The 16,803-nt window shown below is 42.7% G+C and carries 12 protein-coding genes and 1 riboswitch; of the genes, 2 read left to right on the plus strand and 10 right to left on the minus strand.

Going from position 1 to position 16,803, the window contains the following annotated elements; genetic code table 11:
- Nucleotides 1-30: 30 nt before the first annotated feature.
- Nucleotides 31-726, minus strand: coding sequence for a bifunctional tRNA pseudouridine(32) synthase/23S rRNA pseudouridine(746) synthase RluA (gene rluA, locus WAX86_RS02120; RefSeq protein WP_075985122.1), 696 nt, complete (start codon nucleotides 724-726; stop codon nucleotides 31-33).
- A gap of 210 nt (nucleotides 727-936) precedes the next feature.
- On the minus strand, nucleotides 937-3,855 hold the full coding sequence (rapA, locus tag WAX86_RS02125; protein ID WP_005301439.1) for an RNA polymerase-associated protein RapA: 2,919 nt from the start codon (nucleotides 3,853-3,855) through the stop codon (nucleotides 937-939).
- 334 nt (nucleotides 3,856-4,189) lie between these two features.
- On the opposite strand from rapA, the gene WAX86_RS02130 reads away from it, so the two are divergent.
- Complete coding sequence (locus WAX86_RS02130; protein WP_341489036.1) at nucleotides 4,190-5,566, plus strand: PhoH family protein; 1,377 nt, start codon at nucleotides 4,190-4,192, stop codon at nucleotides 5,564-5,566.
- Between the two features lie 89 nt (nucleotides 5,567-5,655).
- Here WAX86_RS02130 and thiQ read toward each other — a convergent pair whose 3' ends face one another.
- From thiQ to leuA, 8 genes are all read right to left on the minus strand, one after another.
- Entirely contained in the window at nucleotides 5,656-6,360 is a 705-nt protein-coding gene (thiQ, locus tag WAX86_RS02135; protein WP_341489037.1) for a thiamine ABC transporter ATP-binding protein, read from the minus strand.
- Nucleotides 6,353-8,008 (minus strand): thiamine/thiamine pyrophosphate ABC transporter permease, encoded by a 1,656-nt coding sequence (thiP, locus tag WAX86_RS02140; protein ID WP_376788106.1) that lies wholly within the window; start codon nucleotides 8,006-8,008, stop codon nucleotides 6,353-6,355. Before thiP ends, thiQ begins: the two co-directional genes overlap by 8 nt.
- A 12-nt stretch (nucleotides 8,009-8,020) precedes the next feature.
- Nucleotides 8,021-9,010 carry a thiamine ABC transporter substrate binding subunit gene (thiB, locus tag WAX86_RS02145; RefSeq protein ID WP_005301435.1) on the minus strand — a complete coding sequence of 330 codons (990 nt, stop codon included), beginning with the start codon at nucleotides 9,008-9,010 and terminating at the stop codon, nucleotides 8,021-8,023.
- 94 nt (nucleotides 9,011-9,104) lie between these two features.
- Nucleotides 9,105-9,203: riboswitch (TPP riboswitch) on the minus strand.
- A gap of 58 nt (nucleotides 9,204-9,261) precedes the next feature.
- A complete protein-coding gene (locus WAX86_RS02150; RefSeq protein WP_237029533.1) occupies nucleotides 9,262-10,062 on the minus strand; it encodes a DUF547 domain-containing protein in 801 nt (266 codons plus the stop codon).
- A 61-nt stretch (nucleotides 10,063-10,123) separates the two neighbouring features.
- Complete coding sequence (gene leuD, locus WAX86_RS02155; protein ID WP_005301433.1) at nucleotides 10,124-10,726, minus strand: 3-isopropylmalate dehydratase small subunit; 603 nt, start codon at nucleotides 10,724-10,726, stop codon at nucleotides 10,124-10,126.
- Entirely contained in the window at nucleotides 10,726-12,150 is a 1,425-nt protein-coding gene (leuC, locus tag WAX86_RS02160) for a 3-isopropylmalate dehydratase large subunit (protein WP_341489038.1), read from the minus strand. The genes leuD and leuC overlap by 1 nt, the downstream gene beginning before the upstream one ends.
- Before the next feature lie 33 nt (nucleotides 12,151-12,183).
- Complete coding sequence (leuB, locus tag WAX86_RS02165; RefSeq protein ID WP_115426341.1) at nucleotides 12,184-13,275, minus strand: 3-isopropylmalate dehydrogenase; 1,092 nt, start codon at nucleotides 13,273-13,275, stop codon at nucleotides 12,184-12,186.
- A gap of 27 nt (nucleotides 13,276-13,302) precedes the next feature.
- The gene (gene leuA, locus WAX86_RS02170) at nucleotides 13,303-14,844 is read right to left on the minus strand and encodes a 2-isopropylmalate synthase (RefSeq protein ID WP_005301429.1); all 1,542 of its coding nucleotides are present in this window, start codon (nucleotides 14,842-14,844) and stop codon (nucleotides 13,303-13,305) included.
- An 845-nt stretch (nucleotides 14,845-15,689) separates the two neighbouring features.
- Between leuA and leuO the strand changes: the two genes are divergently transcribed.
- A complete protein-coding gene (gene leuO / locus WAX86_RS02175) occupies nucleotides 15,690-16,646 on the plus strand; it encodes a transcriptional regulator LeuO (RefSeq protein ID WP_086957521.1) in 957 nt (318 codons plus the stop codon).
- The last annotated feature ends 157 nt before the right edge of the window (nucleotides 16,647-16,803 follow it).

Here is a 16,803-nt window from a genome sequence, read left to right on the forward strand (position 1 = left end):
GAATATCTGGCTCGCTTTTTTATGTGCAGATTAATCTAAAGTGCGCGTTGGTGCATCAGGATAAAAGTCGCATGGTGCAAAGATATGCATTGGCTCTTCTGTATAAGGGTGAGCAAAGGTCAGTTCTGCCGCATGTAACTGCAGACGAGGTGCCATTTCACGAGCTTCATCGTGAGCGTAGAAACGGTCGCCTAAAATCGGATGTCCAATCGCCATCATGTGTACACGCAGTTGATGGGAGCGACCTGTCACTGGGAGTAAACGTACTAAAGTGGCATTTTCTTCATAGCGCACCACTTCATAATGAGTCAGTGATGGCTTCCCTTCTTCGTAACACACCTTTTGTTTTGGGCGATTTGGCCAGTCACAAATTAAAGGTAAGTCTACCGAACCTTGTTGTTGTTCTAGATGACCCCAAACCCGAGCATAGTAAACCTTATGAGTTTGACGCTCTCGAAACTGGGCTTTGAGATGACGCTCAGCGTTTTTATTAATCGCCAGCACAATCAATCCCGAGGTGGTCATATCTAGGCGATGCACAATCTGTGATTTTGGATGATCACGTAATACGCGTGAGTAGATGCTGTCATAGTGAGCCGGATCGCGGCCAGGGACAGAGAGAAGGCCTGACGGTTTATTTACCGCAATAATATCGCGATCTAGATGAAGGACATCTAACCAAGGATCTTGAGGCGGATTGTAATCCAACAAAGGTAACGGTTTCATGGCTGACTCGAAGTGAATACGGTAAATCATAAAGGTTGGGGATCCTAATACGAATTATCGTGAATACCAAGAGTAATTGAAATCCAACCCAAGAAAACCTGCACCTTGGTTGGAGATAGCGAAAAAAAAGCCGCTAGTAAAATAGCGGCTTGATATACATATTTTATTCTCAAGTTAAGAGCTTATCTTGCTTGAGCTAATACGCTCAGATCAGTTATGACTAACGACGATTAAGCGCAGAGAATCTAACTGGATTTGCGCTTTACCGATGTAATTTGTTAGCTCTTGAATCTGCGTTTGTAGCAGTTCTAACTCGTCATCACGAATATTTGGGTTAACGGCTTTTAGCACTTGCAGGCGATTAAACTCCGCTTGTAGTGTTGCTTCCATTTCCGCTTGTGCTTGCTGGCGAACTTGGTCTAGCTCAGTTTCAATTGCACGTTCAGCATGCTCAATTAGTACGTGAATGTCTTTTTGTACTGAATTAACCAGTTTGCTACCTAGATGGCGGTTAACTGGGCTTAGTTGGCGGTTAAAGCTTTCAAACTCAACATTAGCTGCAAGGTTGTTGCCTTTACTATCAAGTAAGATACGAATTGGTGTTTTTGGTAAGAAGCGACCAATACCTGACTGCTTTGGTGCTTGGGCATCTACCACATAAACCAATTCAAGCAGAAGGGTACCAACTGGCAATGCTTTGTTCTTCAGTAAAGAAACCGCAGTTGTACCCACACCCTCTGTTAATAGTAGATCGATACCACCTTGGATCATTGGGTGCTCCCAACTGATAAAGTGCATATCTTCACGAGAAAGTGCCGTGTCACGATCAAAGGTGATCGTACAACCGTCGTATGGAAGGCCAGGGTAGCTCGATACCATCATGTGCTCAGACGGAGTAACCACAATAGCATTTTCACCACGATCGTCTTGGTTTAAACCTATGGTGTCAAATAGACCAAGCGCAAAGGTAACTAGGTTGGTATCGCCATCTTTTGCTGAAATCTCATCAACTAAAGCGTGTGCTGCTTCACCGCCATTAGAATGCATTTCCAATAAACGGTCACGGCCTTGCTCCAGCTTAGCTTTTAGCTCATTGTGCATAGCGGCACTGCTGGTGATCAGATTTTCAAGTTCTGCTTCATCGTGCTTTTCACTTGCAAGAAGCGCCAGTAAAGCATCTTGATGAGCATCATATACCGCACGACCAGTTGGGCAAGTCTCTTCAAAAGCATTAAGACCTTCGTTATACCAACGAGCCAGAAGCGCTTGAGAGGTGCCCTCTAGATGTGGAACATGAATTTCAATATCGCGTTTTTGGCCAATACGATCAAGACGACCAATACGCTGTTCCAGCAAGTCAGGGTTATTAGGTAGATCGAACATCACCAATTGATTAGAGAACTGGAAGTTACGACCTTCAGAACCGATCTCTGAACACAATAGTACCTGAGCACCTTCTTCATCTTGTGCAAAGTAAGCCGCTGCTTTATCACGCTCAATGATCGACATCCCTTCATGGAACACAGATGCTCGAATACCTTCACGTTCGCGCAGGGCTTGCTCTAGTGTCAGTGCTGTTTGAGCTCGAGAACAGATCACTAAAACTTTTTCACCACGGTTAGCTTTTAAGTGCTCAATTAACCAAGTTACACGAGGATCAAAGTTCCACCATGTGGCTGTATCACCTTCAAATTCTTGATAGATATCTTCAGGGTACAGGAGTTTCATCACTTTTTGCTCAGGGCTCATACGACCGCCCATCATGCTTGCAACACGCATTGCCGTTTGGTATTGAGTCGGCATAGCAAGCGGATACATGTTTAAGTGACGCTGTGGGAAACCTTTGATGGCTGCACGAGTGTTACGAAATAGAACACGACCTGTACCATGACGGTCCATTAAGTTGGCAATTAACTCATTACGGGCAGCAATTGCTTCACCATTATCTAAGCTAGATGATTCGATAAACGCTAGGGTTGGCGCGATATCTTGCTCAGGTAGAAGTTGTGCTAAGGTTTCTTTCTCTTGCTCAGTTAATGTTTCACCTGATAGCAAGCGAGAAACCGCATCAGCAACGGGTTCATATTTACGTTCTTCTTCGACAAACTCTTGGTAGTCATAGAAGCGATCTGGATCGAGTAGACGCAAACGGGCAAAGTGACTTTCGCGGCCAAGTTGTTCAGGTGTTGCTGTTAGCAGAAGCACACTTGGGGTTTTTTCTGCAATTTCTTCAACCACTTGATATTGGCGACTCGGCTTGTCTTCACTCCATTCTAGGTGATGAGCTTCATCGACAACTAAGAGATCCCAATCGGCTTCAAGAGCTTGTTCAAAACGGCGACGACTCTTACGTAAGAAGTCTAATGAACAAAGCACATATTGCGCGGTATCAAATGGGTTAGCTGCATCAGCATAGGCTTCAACACAGCGCTCTTCATCAAAAATAGAGAAGTGCAGATTAAAACGGCGCATCATCTCAACCAGCCATTGATGCTGAAGAGTTTCTGGTACCAAAATTAAGATACGTTCGGCACGACCAGATAACACTTGCTGGTGGATGATCATACCCGCTTCAATGGTTTTACCTAGACCTACTTCATCGGCAAGTAAAACGCGAGGGGCATAACGACGACCGACTTCATGAGCAATATAGAGCTGATGAGGGATCAAACCTGCACGCATACCGCATAGACCACGTAATGGGCTCTTATGCTGTTCGTACTGGTTTTTCAATGCTCGATAACGCAGAGCGAAACGATCCATACGATCGATTTGGCCTGCAAAAAGCTTATCTTGAGGCTTGTTGAAGCGAATTTGATGATTCAAGAATAGTTCACGTAACGCAACATCTTCTTCTTGAGTATCAGTACGGGTTCCGACGTAAGTTAATACGCCTTTCTCTTCAACGATGTTTTCGACTTTGAGGGTCCAGCCTTCATGGCTTTCAACCACATCACCAACATTAAACATTACACGGGTAACAGGAGCATCATTGCGTGCATACAGACGGTTCTCTTCAGAGGCAGAAAACATCAAAGTCACGGTACGCGCATCCAGCGCCACAACGGTACCCAGACCTAAATCACTCTCAGTATCACTGATCCAACGTTGACCCAAAGCAAATGGCATAGTGGTAAAAACCTTCTAATTGTTTGATATCAAGGAAATTGTTTGGTGTAGCATTCCAATATTTATGGTCTACACTGAAAAGTAAGTGTAAGCCAAAATTGAGAATTTGGTATGCCACGAAAAAGGGAAGTTATGTTACTGCATGATGGACTCAAGATCACGATGTAAGTCAGCTTTTTTAGTGATATCGCCAAGCATCTTGGCCTCTTAGAAGAATCTGCCCTTTGTCATACCCGCGTCATATTACAACGGCATTAATAATTAAGGAGTTCAATCAAAAAGGAACAACAATTGCAGGACATAAATTGAGTTCTGCAGCTATCAAGGAGGCTATATGGATGGCAGCACAAGGAAACTCTTTGTTTTAGATACCAATATACTGTTACATGAACCTCTCGCTATTTACTCATTTCAAGAACACGATGTGATTGTTCCGATGACAGTGCTTGAAGAGCTCGATCGGATTAAAGATTCTAAACGCGATGTCTCTCGTGATGCTCGAGTGGCTATTCGAGCTTTAGAAGATATCTTTCATGATGCAACCCCTGAACAAATCTCTGCGGGTGTTCCGCTGCAATCTCAGAACGAGACTGGTGGCACTATTGCTATTTTTGCTGACTATGAAGTCAAAGAAACGGTACATGCTTTTAGTGACAAGATGGGGGATAACCGTATCTTAAATAGCGTGTTATTTTTGCAGCAGAAGTTTGCCCCTCGTGATGTGGTATTGGTGACTAAAGACATCAATATGCGGTTGCGAGCCAAAGGAGCGGGGGTCTATTTTGTTGATGATTACCGAACCGATCAGCTCATTGACGATGTCGCTTTATTAAGTAAAGGCTTTTATCGCTTTGACGGTTCTTTTTGGGCGGGTGTTGCGCAATGTGATTCTGAAAAGCGTGGTATGAGTACCTGTCACACTTTACCTAAACATTTGTTTGAAAATCCCTATCCAAACCAATACCTCATTGATGAGTCGCAAGATTTTGCTGCTCGAATCCAAGAGATTGATGCTGAAACTATTACGGTAAAAGATCTAGGGTTTGAACGTTTGATGCATCGACAAGCGTGGGGTATTTCACCTAAAAATATCTATCAGGCGATGGCGCTTGATGCCATGTTAGATCCTAAGATTGATCTGGTAATACTCACAGGACCTGCTGGGTGTGGTAAAACCATTTTGGCCATGGCGGCGGCTCTTGAGCAAGTTATTGAAAAAGGGATGTACGATAAGATACTGGTGACACGAAATACCCCTGAAATTGCCGAATCAATTGGTTTTTTGCCCGGCAGTGAAGAAGAGAAAATGTTGCCATGGCTTGGTGCGGTAACCGATACTTTGGAAGCTTTGCATAAGCATGATGTATGTACCGATGGCTCAATGAAATACATTGTTGATAAAGCCAATATTCAATTTAAATCAATTAACTTTATGCGTGGGCGCTCCATTCAAAATGCATTTGTGTTGTTAGATGAGTGCCAGAATTTAACCGCTTCCCAAATTAAAACCATTATTACTCGCTGCGGCGAGGGAACCAAAATTGTCTGCTCGGGTAACCTTGCGCAAATTGACTCCAATTACCTCTCACCAGTTACTTCTGGCTTAACCTATATTGTTGAGCGTTTTAAGAATTTTGAAGGAAGTGCCAATATTTACCTCAATGGCGTTGTGCGTAGTCGCTTGGCCGAATTTGCTGAAGAAAACCTGTAGTATTTATTGTTCGTTATGATAAAGAGGGGCTTTGAGTGCCCCTCTATTTTTTTGTTTTTACTATAAGATGAAGAATATGGCACCGGACATTAATCAAGCCCGAGGTAGCGCTGTAGTTCAGGATGAGCGGGGGCGTGAAAAAGCGCTTGAGTTGAACCAAATTCCACTACTTCACCTCCTGAGACAAAAGCACATTTATCACTGATTAGTAATGCATCATCTGGATTGTGGGTGATCATTAACACCGTAATATGCTGCTCTTTAGCGAGCTGTTTCACTTGATTGAGCATCTCTTGGCGCAATATCGGATCTAAAGCCGAAAAGGGTTCATCAAGTAACAATAAAGGACGTTGTCGAGCTAAGCATCGAGCTAAGGCTACTCGCTGTTTTTGGCCGCCTGAAAGTGATGGCGGGAGTCGGTCCAAGAAAGAGTCAAGGCCTACTTGAGCGGCCACTTGAGTAATAGTATCTCGCTGGGCATCAGAGAGGTGCAACTTACCATTAAGACCTAATCCGATATTGGCAAATACGGTTAAATGTGGAAACAAATTGTGTTCTTGAAACAAAATGGAAAGTGGTCGTTGGGCTGGTTTAAGTTGATTGAGCACTTGTCCATTAAACATTATCTGGCCGCTTTGTGGAATTAAAAAACCACTGATTAGGGCCATAAGAGTACTTTTACCTGCACCACTGGGGCCCAAAATAGCCACAATCTCACCATCTTGAGCCTGTAGATTGAACATCATCGTTTCACCGTTTTCGTAATGATAACGAACTTGCTCTAATTTAAGCATGAGATGATCCTTTGGTTGATCCTACCTTATGAGAGGCGGTTGTTGTGGTGTTTATGGCGTTATGATTGGGTTTTAATATGCCTTCGATGATGCTAAAAACCCCAAAGCTTAATAGCAAAAGAATAAGTGCCGCGACACTGGCTGCTGCCATCTGGTAACTGCCCATGAGCTGGAATAAGTACAAGGGCAGTGTTTGAAAATCTTGACTGCCAAATAGAGAAATAGCGCCAAGATCGCCCAAAGATAGCACAAAGCTAATTGCGACCGCTTGGGCTATTGGATAACGAAGTAATCGCCATTCAACCCAGTAGAGACGCGAGAGGCCACTCATATTTAAACTGCAACATAATTGATTATATTGTTGGGCAACATGCAGCATTGGTTGGCTTAACGTCTTGATAATATAGGGTAGAGCCATCAAAGCATTGACCAAGGTGACAACCCAAAATGCGGCGCCATAGGCATCGGTATAGTTACGCAATAATAAGAAAATACCCGTACTAAGTACTAATCCCGGAGTGAGTAAGATAATGGTTCCAAGCATTTCAATTGTATTGGCAGACCATAAACGGGAGCTAAGACGCCAGTAACGGCTCGTTAGGATAATGGCAACAGCGAATACGAAAGCGATCACACTGGCACAACTGGCAATGGTTAAAGAATTTTTGATTGCCTGCCAAAGTTCGGCTTGTTGCAGTAAGTGCCAAAACTCGTGATTAAGCCCTGCCACAATGACGGCAACAAAAGGTGGTATCACCAGCAGTAAAGAGGCGCCAATCCACAATCCATCCCACCATTTTGCCAAGGTGCCATTTTCAAATTGAGGCTGTACTTTATTTTGGCCACTTTCAATTGCAATCGGCTGGCTAAAATAATGACTCAGAAGTACTAAACCAGAGCAAAGAACAATTTGCCATAGTGCTAAAATTGCACCGGTAGCTAAATCAAAGTCATAACGAAGCGCTTGATAGATAGCCAGCTCAATCGTGGTTGCTTTAGGACCGCCTCCCAGAGACATGATAACGGCAAAGCTGGTAAAGCAAAGCATAAAGACTAAACCTACAACATGGGGAAGTTGCTGTTTTAGTCGAGGCCAAGCAACAAAACGAAATTTGCTCCACCCTGTAATACCAAGATGGGCTGCAAGCTGGTGGTGCTCAATTGGAATACTTTCTAAACTCTGTAATAACAAGCGTACAGATAGGGGCAAATTTAGAAATACATGGGCCAGTAAGATCCCTCTCAAACCATAAATATTAGGAGCAGGCACTCCAAAGTGTTGCATCCATTGAGATATGATCCCCCCTTTACCATATATCGCAAGTAGACCAAATACGGCAATCAATACTGGCAATACCAAAGTCATCGCGAACAGTTTTAGCACTAAGGCTCGCCCGATAAATTGGCGACGAGAAAAAGCATACGCAATCGCAATAGCTGGGATCACACTGAGTAATGTTGAGTACAGAGCTTGTTTAAAGCTAAAGGCAGTAACATGACGTAAATAAGGATCGGTCCAAATAACCGTAATAGAGAGATCTTTAGCTTGTGAGATGAGAGCGAATAAGGCCCCCATTACAACGGCCATAATAAGCCCAGAGCTGATAACTCCGGGCCAAGTTGTAGAAGAAAAACGCGAACTATTCAATTGAAAAACCAATTATTGGGTTAGTGCTTGCTGCCATTCACGAATCCAACTGCGACGCTCTTGAGCTATCTTTTCTGGGCTGAATTCCAGTGCTTTGGTTGGAATGGTTAATTGATCAAATCCCTTTGGTAGTGGCTCTGAAATCACAGGGTACATCCAGTTTCCCGTTGCCATTAAAGATTGAAAAGGCTTAGTTAAGATAAACTGCATAAATTCATCGGCCAACTTAGGATGAGTGCTGTTTTTTAATTTAGCGGCGACCTCGACCTGCATATAGTGGCCTTCTTTAAAGTCTGCGGCTCGGTATTGCTGCTTGTTTTCTTCAATAATATGGTAGGCCGGAGAGGTGGTATAAGAGAGCACCATATCCGCTTCACCTTGCAAAAACATATTATAAGCTTCCGACCAACCTTTAGTCACAGTAACCGTATGCTTTGCAAGAGCTTGCCATGCTTGAGGTGCTTTATCGCCATAGACAGATTTGATCCACAGCATTAAGCCTTGCCCTGGTGTTGAGGTGCGAGGATCTTGGTAGATCACACTGATAGATTGATCATGAATCAATTGATCTAAGCTGCTTGGTACTTGTTTTAGCTTATTACTGTTATAGACAAAGGCAAAATAACCGTAATCGTAAGGAACAAAAATAGGGTCATGCCAGCCATTAGGGATATTAACTTTGCTAGTATCTACGCCACTTGGTGCTAAAAGACCGGTTTTTTTTGCTTCTTCAATTAGGTTGTTATCTAAACCCAATAAGACATCAGCCTTGGTTCGGCTACCTTCTAAGCGCACGCGATTTAAGATGGATACACCGTCATCTAAAGCAACGAAATTAAGATTACAGCCACACTCTTGTTCAAAAGCGCGTTTGACCTTAGGCCCTGGCCCCCAGTCAGCGGCAAATGAGCTGTAAGTGTAGACGGTTAATGTGGGTTTATCCTGAGCCATTACCGATGCCGATAATAACGTCAGTCCCAATAGAGGGAGTATTTTTTTCACTATGCGCTCCTGTGTCAGGCATCCTGCAGTGACAGTAAAAATGAGAGCGGCACAGGTTGGGAAGCTAGCTTAAGCATGATAAGAGTAATACTTAACTAGAGGGGCTTCTCAATTCCTACGCCAGCATGATCTGGTTCAGGTTCGATGGGTTCTGATTACTCAATCTCAGCCAAAGGCACCCCATGAGAACGGCCATATTGTAAAACGGTGGTTTGTGACAGGCTAGTGATTTTATCTAAGCTTTAGATTTGCTAGCGCTTTAATTCATTTAATTGCCAGTTATAGTCAAAACGCACCTTATCTAAACTCACAGGCTGTTTGCGATAATGGTTAATATGAGCATTGAGCTCAGATTGCGAGCCAAAATCACTGCTGTACCAATCATAAATAGATGAGAGTTGAATTTGGTTGTTGTTAGCATTAATGACATCGACACCTTTGGTGCTATTAATAAACCGAGTTGCTGCTTGATCCAGTAGGGTTTGACTGTTGCTTGCTGTAAGTGCAGTTGGCATTAAATCAGGGCAGCCTAAACTGGCACAATTGACAACATAATGAATGCGTTTATCTTGCCAGATAGGGCGCAAAATTCGATGTTCGATATCATTTAACGTCAATGACTTACCATTTATGGTTAACAATTTTTCATCCCATGGACCAAAACTAAATAGCCCACCTAATTTGGTAATAGAAGCTATCGGATAGTTTTGTAAGATGAGATCAACCGTTGCCGCATTATAGAGATTAACCCAGTAGGCAAATTGTTCGTTACGGTTTAGTTTCCGAGGATCGATTGCTGTTAATCCTTGAATATATTGTTGCAGTTGTTGGCGGCTTTGTTGCGTGACAAGACGGTAATTAAAATAGGTTTGATGAGGTGTTACTGTTACATATCGTGTTAGCAATTGTTGCCAGGCTTGATGGTCTATAGTCTGCTGGCTAGTGGCATTATTGGTTTGCCAGTATGGCCACAATTGCGCTTTAGGTGCAGCCCAAATCCCAGAACTGAAACAGGCGCTGATAAGGGTAAATATAATAAGCCAAGATCGCATAGTAAACTCCAATAAACCGTTATTTTAGTATACGACCTTAGCTTGAATAAGATCCTTTCAGTTAAACCAAAAATGATGGAATCTGTTGCTCAAATTCACTAATTTTCGCTTCATGCTGTAAGGTAAGTCCAATATTGTCTAAGCCGTTAAGTAAGCAGTAACGACGAAACTCATCAATCTCAAAAGGATAGGTTTGGCCGTTGGCACTGACTTGTTGATTTTGTAAATCGACGGTAATGGTAGCGCCTTCATTGTGATGTACAAAATTAAAGAGTTCATCGACTTGTTGCTCTGTCAAACGTACAGGAACCATTTGATTATTAATGGTATTACCGTAAAAAATATCAGCAAAGCTTGGCGCTATAATCACTTTAATACCATAATCATCCAGAGCCCAAGGTGCATGTTCACGAGAGGATCCACAACCAAAGTTTTCTCGTGCTAATAAAATGCTTGCACCTTGATAGCGCGGAAAATTCAGGACAAAGTCGGGGTTGGGTACTTGACCATCATCATCCAAAAAACGCCAGTCATGAAAGAGATGCTGTCCAAATCCAGTCCGGGTTACTTTTTGTAAAAACTGTTTTGGAATGATGGCATCGGTATCGACATTGGCCGCATCTAAAGCAACGACGATACCTGTATGTTGTTGAAATCCAGCCATTAGCAAACTCCTTCTGTTGGTTGGGCCTCAAGGGTACGAATATCGACAAAATGCCCGGTACAGGCTGCTGCTGCGGCCATTGCAGGGCTAACTAAGTGAGTTCTACCTTCTCGGCCTTGGCGACCTTCAAAATTACGGTTACTGGTTGAGGCACAGCGCTCTTTTGGGCCTAAACGGTCGTTATTCATCGCTAAACACATAGAGCAACCCGGTAAGCGCCACTCAAACCCGGCACTGATTAAGATTTTATCTAAGCCTTCTTGCTCTGCTTGTGCTTTAACTTGTTCAGAACCTGGTACAACGAGAGCTTGAACATGGGAGGCAACATGACGGCCTTTAGCAATAGCGGCGGCTGCTCGAATATCTTCAATCCGTGAGTTTGTACAAGAACCAATAAATACTTTATCAATTGTGATATCGCTAAGGGCTTGGCCAGGCGTAAGTCCCATATAATTAAGCGCTTTAATCGCCGATGCTTGCTCAATGGGATCGCTAATTAATGCGGGATCAGGAATTGGCTCATCAATAGCAATGACTTGACCTGGGTTAGTTCCCCATGTCACTTGCGGTTTAATATCGGCACCGTTTAGTGTCACAACCGCATCAAATTGGGCATCTGGATCACTGGTTAAGGTTGACCAATAGCGAATAGCTTGCTCTAGCTGTTCATCTTTTGGCGCAAATTTGCGGTCTTTAATATAAGCAAAAGTGGTCTCATCGGGAGCAATTAATCCTGCTTTTGCACCCAATTCAATTGCCATATTACACACAGTCATGCGTCCTTCCATTGAAAGGTCGGTAATGGCTTCGCCACAAAACTCCACCACATAACCGGTTCCGCCTGCCGCTGTGGTTTTGCCGATGATCGCTAGCACAATATCTTTTGCTGTGACACCTGGAGCGACTTTACCTATGACCTCAATTTTCATGGTCTTAGCTTTTGCTTGCTTTAGCGTTTGAGTGGCAAGGACATGCTCAACTTCTGAGGTACCAATACCAAAGGCGAGTGCGCCAAATGCACCATGGGTTGCTGTATGTGAGTCCCCACATACTATGGTCATTCCTGGGAGAGTAATGCCCAATTCAGGCCCCATAACATGGACGATACCCTGATATTTATGATTAATATCATATAGGGTCACCCCAAATTCAGCACAATTTTTTGCCAGTGTTTCCATTTGAATTCGAGCCATCTCTCCTGAGGCTTGAATATCTTTAGTTTGAGTTGAAACGTTATGATCCATTGTGGCGAACGTTTTATTTACTTGGCGTACTGAACGTCCTTTAGCGCGTAGGCCATCAAATGCTTGTGGTGAAGTAACTTCATGGACCAAATGACGGTCGATATACAGAATGGGAGTTTCACCTGCTGCTGCAACTGCCACATGGGAATCATAAATCTTGTCATATAAGGTTTTAGACATGCTCACTTCCTTATTTTTGTCTGCCTGTAATTTTTATGATTGAGCACTAACATAATGAGCAATTCGGTCGCCCATTTCGCTGGTGGATAATGCGCCCTGTTCACGTGCAAGATCGGCGGTAACTTCGCCCGCTTCCAAAGCCTGAGCAACAGCACATTCAATGGCGCGAGCCGCTTCTTCTTCACCTAAGCTGTAGCGAAGCATCAAGGCAGCAGAGAGAATTTGAGCCACTGGGTTAGCAATGTTTTTTCCTGCAATATCGGGTGCAGATCCACCTGCAGGTTCATACAGTCCAAACTGCTTTTGGTTTAAACTGGCCGATGGCAGCATGCCCATTGAGCCTGTGATCATGGCGCACTCATCCGATAAAATATCGCCAAAGATGTTTGAGCACAGCATGACATCAAATTGGGCCGGATTTTTGATCAGCTGCATGGTCGCATTATCAATATACATATGGCTTAGTTCGATATGGGGATAGTCTTTGTGTACTTCTTCTACAACTTGTCGCCATAGAATCGAGCTTTGCAGCACATTGGCTTTATCAATTGAGCAGACCTTTTGTTGTCTTAAGTTCGCCGATTCAAAGGCAATACGAGCAATTCGTTCTATTTCATAACGGTGGTAGATTTCGGTATCAAATGCTTTTTCCATCGCGCCTTCACCTTCTCGACCTTTTGGTTGACCAAAATAAATACCACCTGTCAGTTCTCGTACCACCACAATGTCAAAGCCTTGAGCTGATATATCGGCTCTTAAAGGTGATAAAGCCTCAAGACCTGAATGAATTTGGGCTGGGCGAAGATTACAAAACAGCTCAAAGTGTTTGCGCAAAGGAAGTAGGGCGCCACGCTCAGGTTGTTCATTAGGAGGAAGGTGTTCCCATTTCGGACCGCCTACGGAGCCAAATAAAATGGCGTCTGCGTTTTGGCATCCTGTAAGAGTACTTTCTGGAAGTGGGGTACCGTGATGATCAATGGCAACCCCTCCCACATCATATTGCTCACAACTTAGGGTAAAACCAAATCGTTGTTGTATCGCAGCTAAGACTTTTAGCGCTTGTTCCATCACTTCAGGACCAATGCCATCACCGGGCAGGACTGCGATTCGATATTGTGGTGCCATAATTTTCTCTCCTTAAAAATATTTGGCTTATGCGTGAGCGCTGCGCTTAATTTCTGCGATTTGGTTGGCGCGATGAATACTATTGATTACGTGCAGTAGCGCTTGACCTGAGGCTTCAACAATGTCGGTAGCAAGGCCGGTACCGTGATATTTTCGACCTTGATAGTTCGCAATGATATCGGCTTGTCCGAGGCCATCTTCGCCTTCCCCTTTGGCGGTAAGATCAAATTTATCCAGTACAATCTCATAACCTGTTAAGCGATAAATACATTGATAAAGAGCATCGACCGGTCCATTCCCCACGGCTGCTTCACATTTTTCTGTTTCGCCACATTGCAGTTTGATGCTTGTGGTCGCCATAACACTACCAGACTGAACACTGAGATAATTTAGTTTGTAGTAATCGTCTTCTTCACGCACATTTGCAAAGTGAACTAGAGCTTCTAAGTCATAATCGAAGACTTGCCCTTTGCGATCGGCTAGCTTTAGAAAGTCTTGGTATAAGGTATCTAGATTGTATTCTTGTTCGCTGTAGCCCAGTTGATCCATATGACTTTTAACCGCAGCTCGCCCTGAACGGCTGGTTAGATTTAGGCTTTGATTTTTAAGTCCTATCGATTCAGGGGTCATGATCTCATAGGTGTTTTTATTTTTTAGCATGCCATCTTGATGAATCCCAGATGAGTGACTAAAAGCATTAGTACCAACAATAGCTTTATTGGCTTGAACCGGCATATTACACAGCTGGCTCACCATTTTACTGGTGCGATAGATCTCTTCATGGTTAATCTGGGTCTGAACGCCAAGTAGATCGGAGCGAGTTTTAATGATCATGGCTATTTCTTCGAGTGAGCAGTTACCCGCACGCTCTCCAATACCATTAATTGTACACTCCACCTGTCGCGCCCCTGCTTGTACAGCCGCCATTGAGTTTGCAACCGACATGCCTAAATCATCATGACAGTGAACGGAAATAATCGCTTTATCGATATTAGGGACTCGGTTAAATAGATGTTCAATGATGGAACCAAATTCACTAGGTAGGGTGTAACCAACGGTATCTGGAATATTAATGGTGCGAGCTCCCGCGCAAATTGCAGCTTCGACCATTTTGCATAGATTATCAATTGGGGTTCTACCTGCATCTTCACAAGAAAACTCCACATCATCGGTATAGTTACGGGCTCGTTTTACTGCCGCAACACCCATTTCAATCACGTCATCATAACTACGGCGTAGCTTATCTTGAACATGGATGGTTGATGTTGAGATAAAGGTGTGGATTCGAAAGGCTTCAGCCACTTTTAGTGATTCCGCCGCTACATCAATATCTTTAGCGACTGCTCGTGATAATGCACAAATACGGCTTTGTTTTATGTTTTCGGCAATGGTTCTAACTGAATCAAAATCGCCAGGAGAAGACACCGGAAATCCAGCTTCAATGACATCCACTCCAAGACGCTCAAGAGCAAAAGCTATTTGTAGTTTTTCTTTGACAGTAAGACTGGCTGATAGAGCCTGCTCGCCATCTCTTAGAGTGGTATCAAAGATTATGACTTGATCATTCATAGTTACATCCTTTTGCTACAAAAAGCCGCATTCCTTGCGCAGAGATAGATATAAAAAACCCGCGCTTCGGTGCACGGGTTGAAAGTTTTGGTTAAGGCTTTCTTCTGCTCATAAGCTACCCGCGCAATGGTAATGCGATGAGGAGGAGGCTTAAGAGGAGAGTGAAAACTGTTTTCATTTAACCTAACCGTAAAAATTGATTTACTTAGTAGTACAAATGAATATCAAATGCTCAAGTGTTGCGTCAAGTGTTTATTTTTTGAGTGCTGTTTTGAAGTTAGCTAAGCTACAGGAGTAAGAGCTGTAAATTAAAATTATAATGGTTTTTTAAACTATTTATAACATTTTGGTTTTATCAAATATCCTCTAAGAATGAGATAAAGTACGATCTTATATTGAACGGTTTTTTCTTTTATTCTCTGCAATTTCATCCCTTGCTGTTTATTGCTTATTTAGCATTAGAATTTAAAAATCATTTAGCAGGCTAATTATATTTAAATGATGAATTTGATGTGGTTGAGCATCTATTTTAAATAATAAAATAGAGATAAAAGTGACAAATATCTGACGAATTTCTGAATATTTACCTTATTTTCAGATCTTTTTTGTTTTTTTATATGTTGATTAAAATATTGAAAATAGTGATTAATTTCGTTGAAAAGTCCTTATGATTTTTTCTTGGTTATGAATTCGTATTTGGGTCTATTGGTTTCATCAATCTCTATCTGCATACTGATATGGCTCGCAAGGGGATTGCGACGTAAATCATTTGAATTGAAATAAATATTATACATTTTCATGCCCAAGGATGAGGCACTTAACAGTAGAACAGGTAGAGGCCAAATATGACACGTAGAAGTTCAGCTATTCATCCAATCGATAGTTTTAAGATGGAATCGAGTTTACGTAGTGTTGATCTGAATTTGTTAACAGTATTCGATGCCGTTATGCAAGAGCAGAACATTACTCGAGCAGCTCATAACTTGGGTATGTCTCAGCCTGCGGTAAGTAATGCTGTGGCTCGTCTGAAAGTGATGTTTAACGATGAACTTTTTATTCGTCATGGTCGTGGTATTCAGCCGACACAACGCGCTAAACAACTATTTGGTCCGATGCGCCAAGCTCTACAATTAGTAAAAAATGAGCTGCCATCATCAATTTTTGCACCAGAAACATCGTCTCGTACTTTTAAATTAGCGATCGGTAGTCCATCGGATATGCGTTTTGCGCCACGTATTCTTCGTAATATTGCCCAATTAGCACCTAATGTAACGTTACAATTGGATGCTGAGTTGTGTGATGGTCTGAATCAGAAAATGCATTATCAAGAAGTGGATTTTGTGATCGATTATGCTCGCTTTGAAGAACCTGGCTTTTGCAGTACAGAACTGTTTCGCGATGAGTTAGTTGTTGTCGCTGCTAAACACCACCCTCGTATTGGTGCGCAGATCTCAGAATCTGAATTTGTTTCTGAAGCGCATGCAGTTTTGAAATCCCTACCTAATAGCGGTAATTTTGCAGATCATATTTACAATGCACAAGTTGGCATTGTTGAAGCGTACCAAGGCGCAAGTTTGAGTAATATCTTATATGTTGTTGCTCAATCTGAATTGATTACGGTTGCACCGCGTTGGTTAGTTGAAACGACAGCAAGCAATTTGGGCCTAAAAGTATTACCGCTTCCGTTTGCTAATAATATTGCTTGTGGCTATTTAAGTTGGCACGAGTCTTCGCAAAAAGATAAAGGTCACCTTTGGATGCGTGATCAGTTACTGCAAATTTGTGGTGATAATCGTCTATAAGATGATTCTAGAATTTTATTCTAAGCCGGCATTTTGTCGGCTTTTTAGTGTCTAATTACAGTAAATGGTTGCATATTAGTGTGATTGTACCGAGTCTCTGTCTATTTTGTTATTTAACAGATGAGATTGGAGCTTGATTTTTTGACCAAACAGCGTT

This window comes from Photobacterium damselae subsp. damselae (genome assembly GCF_038086725.1).
Taxonomy (GTDB): domain Bacteria; phylum Pseudomonadota; class Gammaproteobacteria; order Enterobacterales; family Vibrionaceae; genus Photobacterium; species Photobacterium damselae.

What these genes read in the sequence shown, in the direction of transcription:
- leuA (WP_005301429.1), bottom strand. Translation starts at nt 14,844, where the DNA reads ATGAATGATCAAGTCATAATCTTTGATACCACTCTAAGAGATGGCGAG.
- leuD (WP_005301433.1), bottom strand. Translation starts at nt 10,726, where the DNA reads ATGGCTGGATTTCAACAACATACAGGTATCGTCGTTGCTTTAGATGCG.
- rapA (WP_005301439.1), bottom strand. Translation starts at nt 3,855, where the DNA reads ATGCCATTTGCTTTGGGTCAACGTTGGATCAGTGATACTGAGAGTGAT.
- leuB (WP_115426341.1), bottom strand. Translation starts at nt 13,275, where the DNA reads ATGGCACCACAATATCGAATCGCAGTCCTGCCCGGTGATGGCATTGGT.
- WAX86_RS02150 (WP_237029533.1), bottom strand. Translation starts at nt 10,062, where the DNA reads ATGCGATCTTGGCTTATTATATTTACCCTTATCAGCGCCTGTTTCAGT.
- rluA (WP_075985122.1), bottom strand. Translation starts at nt 726, where the DNA reads ATGAAACCGTTACCTTTGTTGGATTACAATCCGCCTCAAGATCCTTGG.
- leuC (WP_341489038.1), bottom strand. Translation starts at nt 12,150, where the DNA reads ATGTCTAAAACCTTATATGACAAGATTTATGATTCCCATGTGGCAGTT.
- thiQ (WP_341489037.1), bottom strand. Translation starts at nt 6,360, where the DNA reads ATGCTTAAATTAGAGCAAGTTCGTTATCATTACGAAAACGGTGAAACG.
- WAX86_RS02130 (WP_341489036.1), top strand. Translation starts at nt 4,190, where the DNA reads ATGGATGGCAGCACAAGGAAACTCTTTGTTTTAGATACCAATATACTG.
- leuO (WP_086957521.1), top strand. Translation starts at nt 15,690, where the DNA reads ATGACACGTAGAAGTTCAGCTATTCATCCAATCGATAGTTTTAAGATG.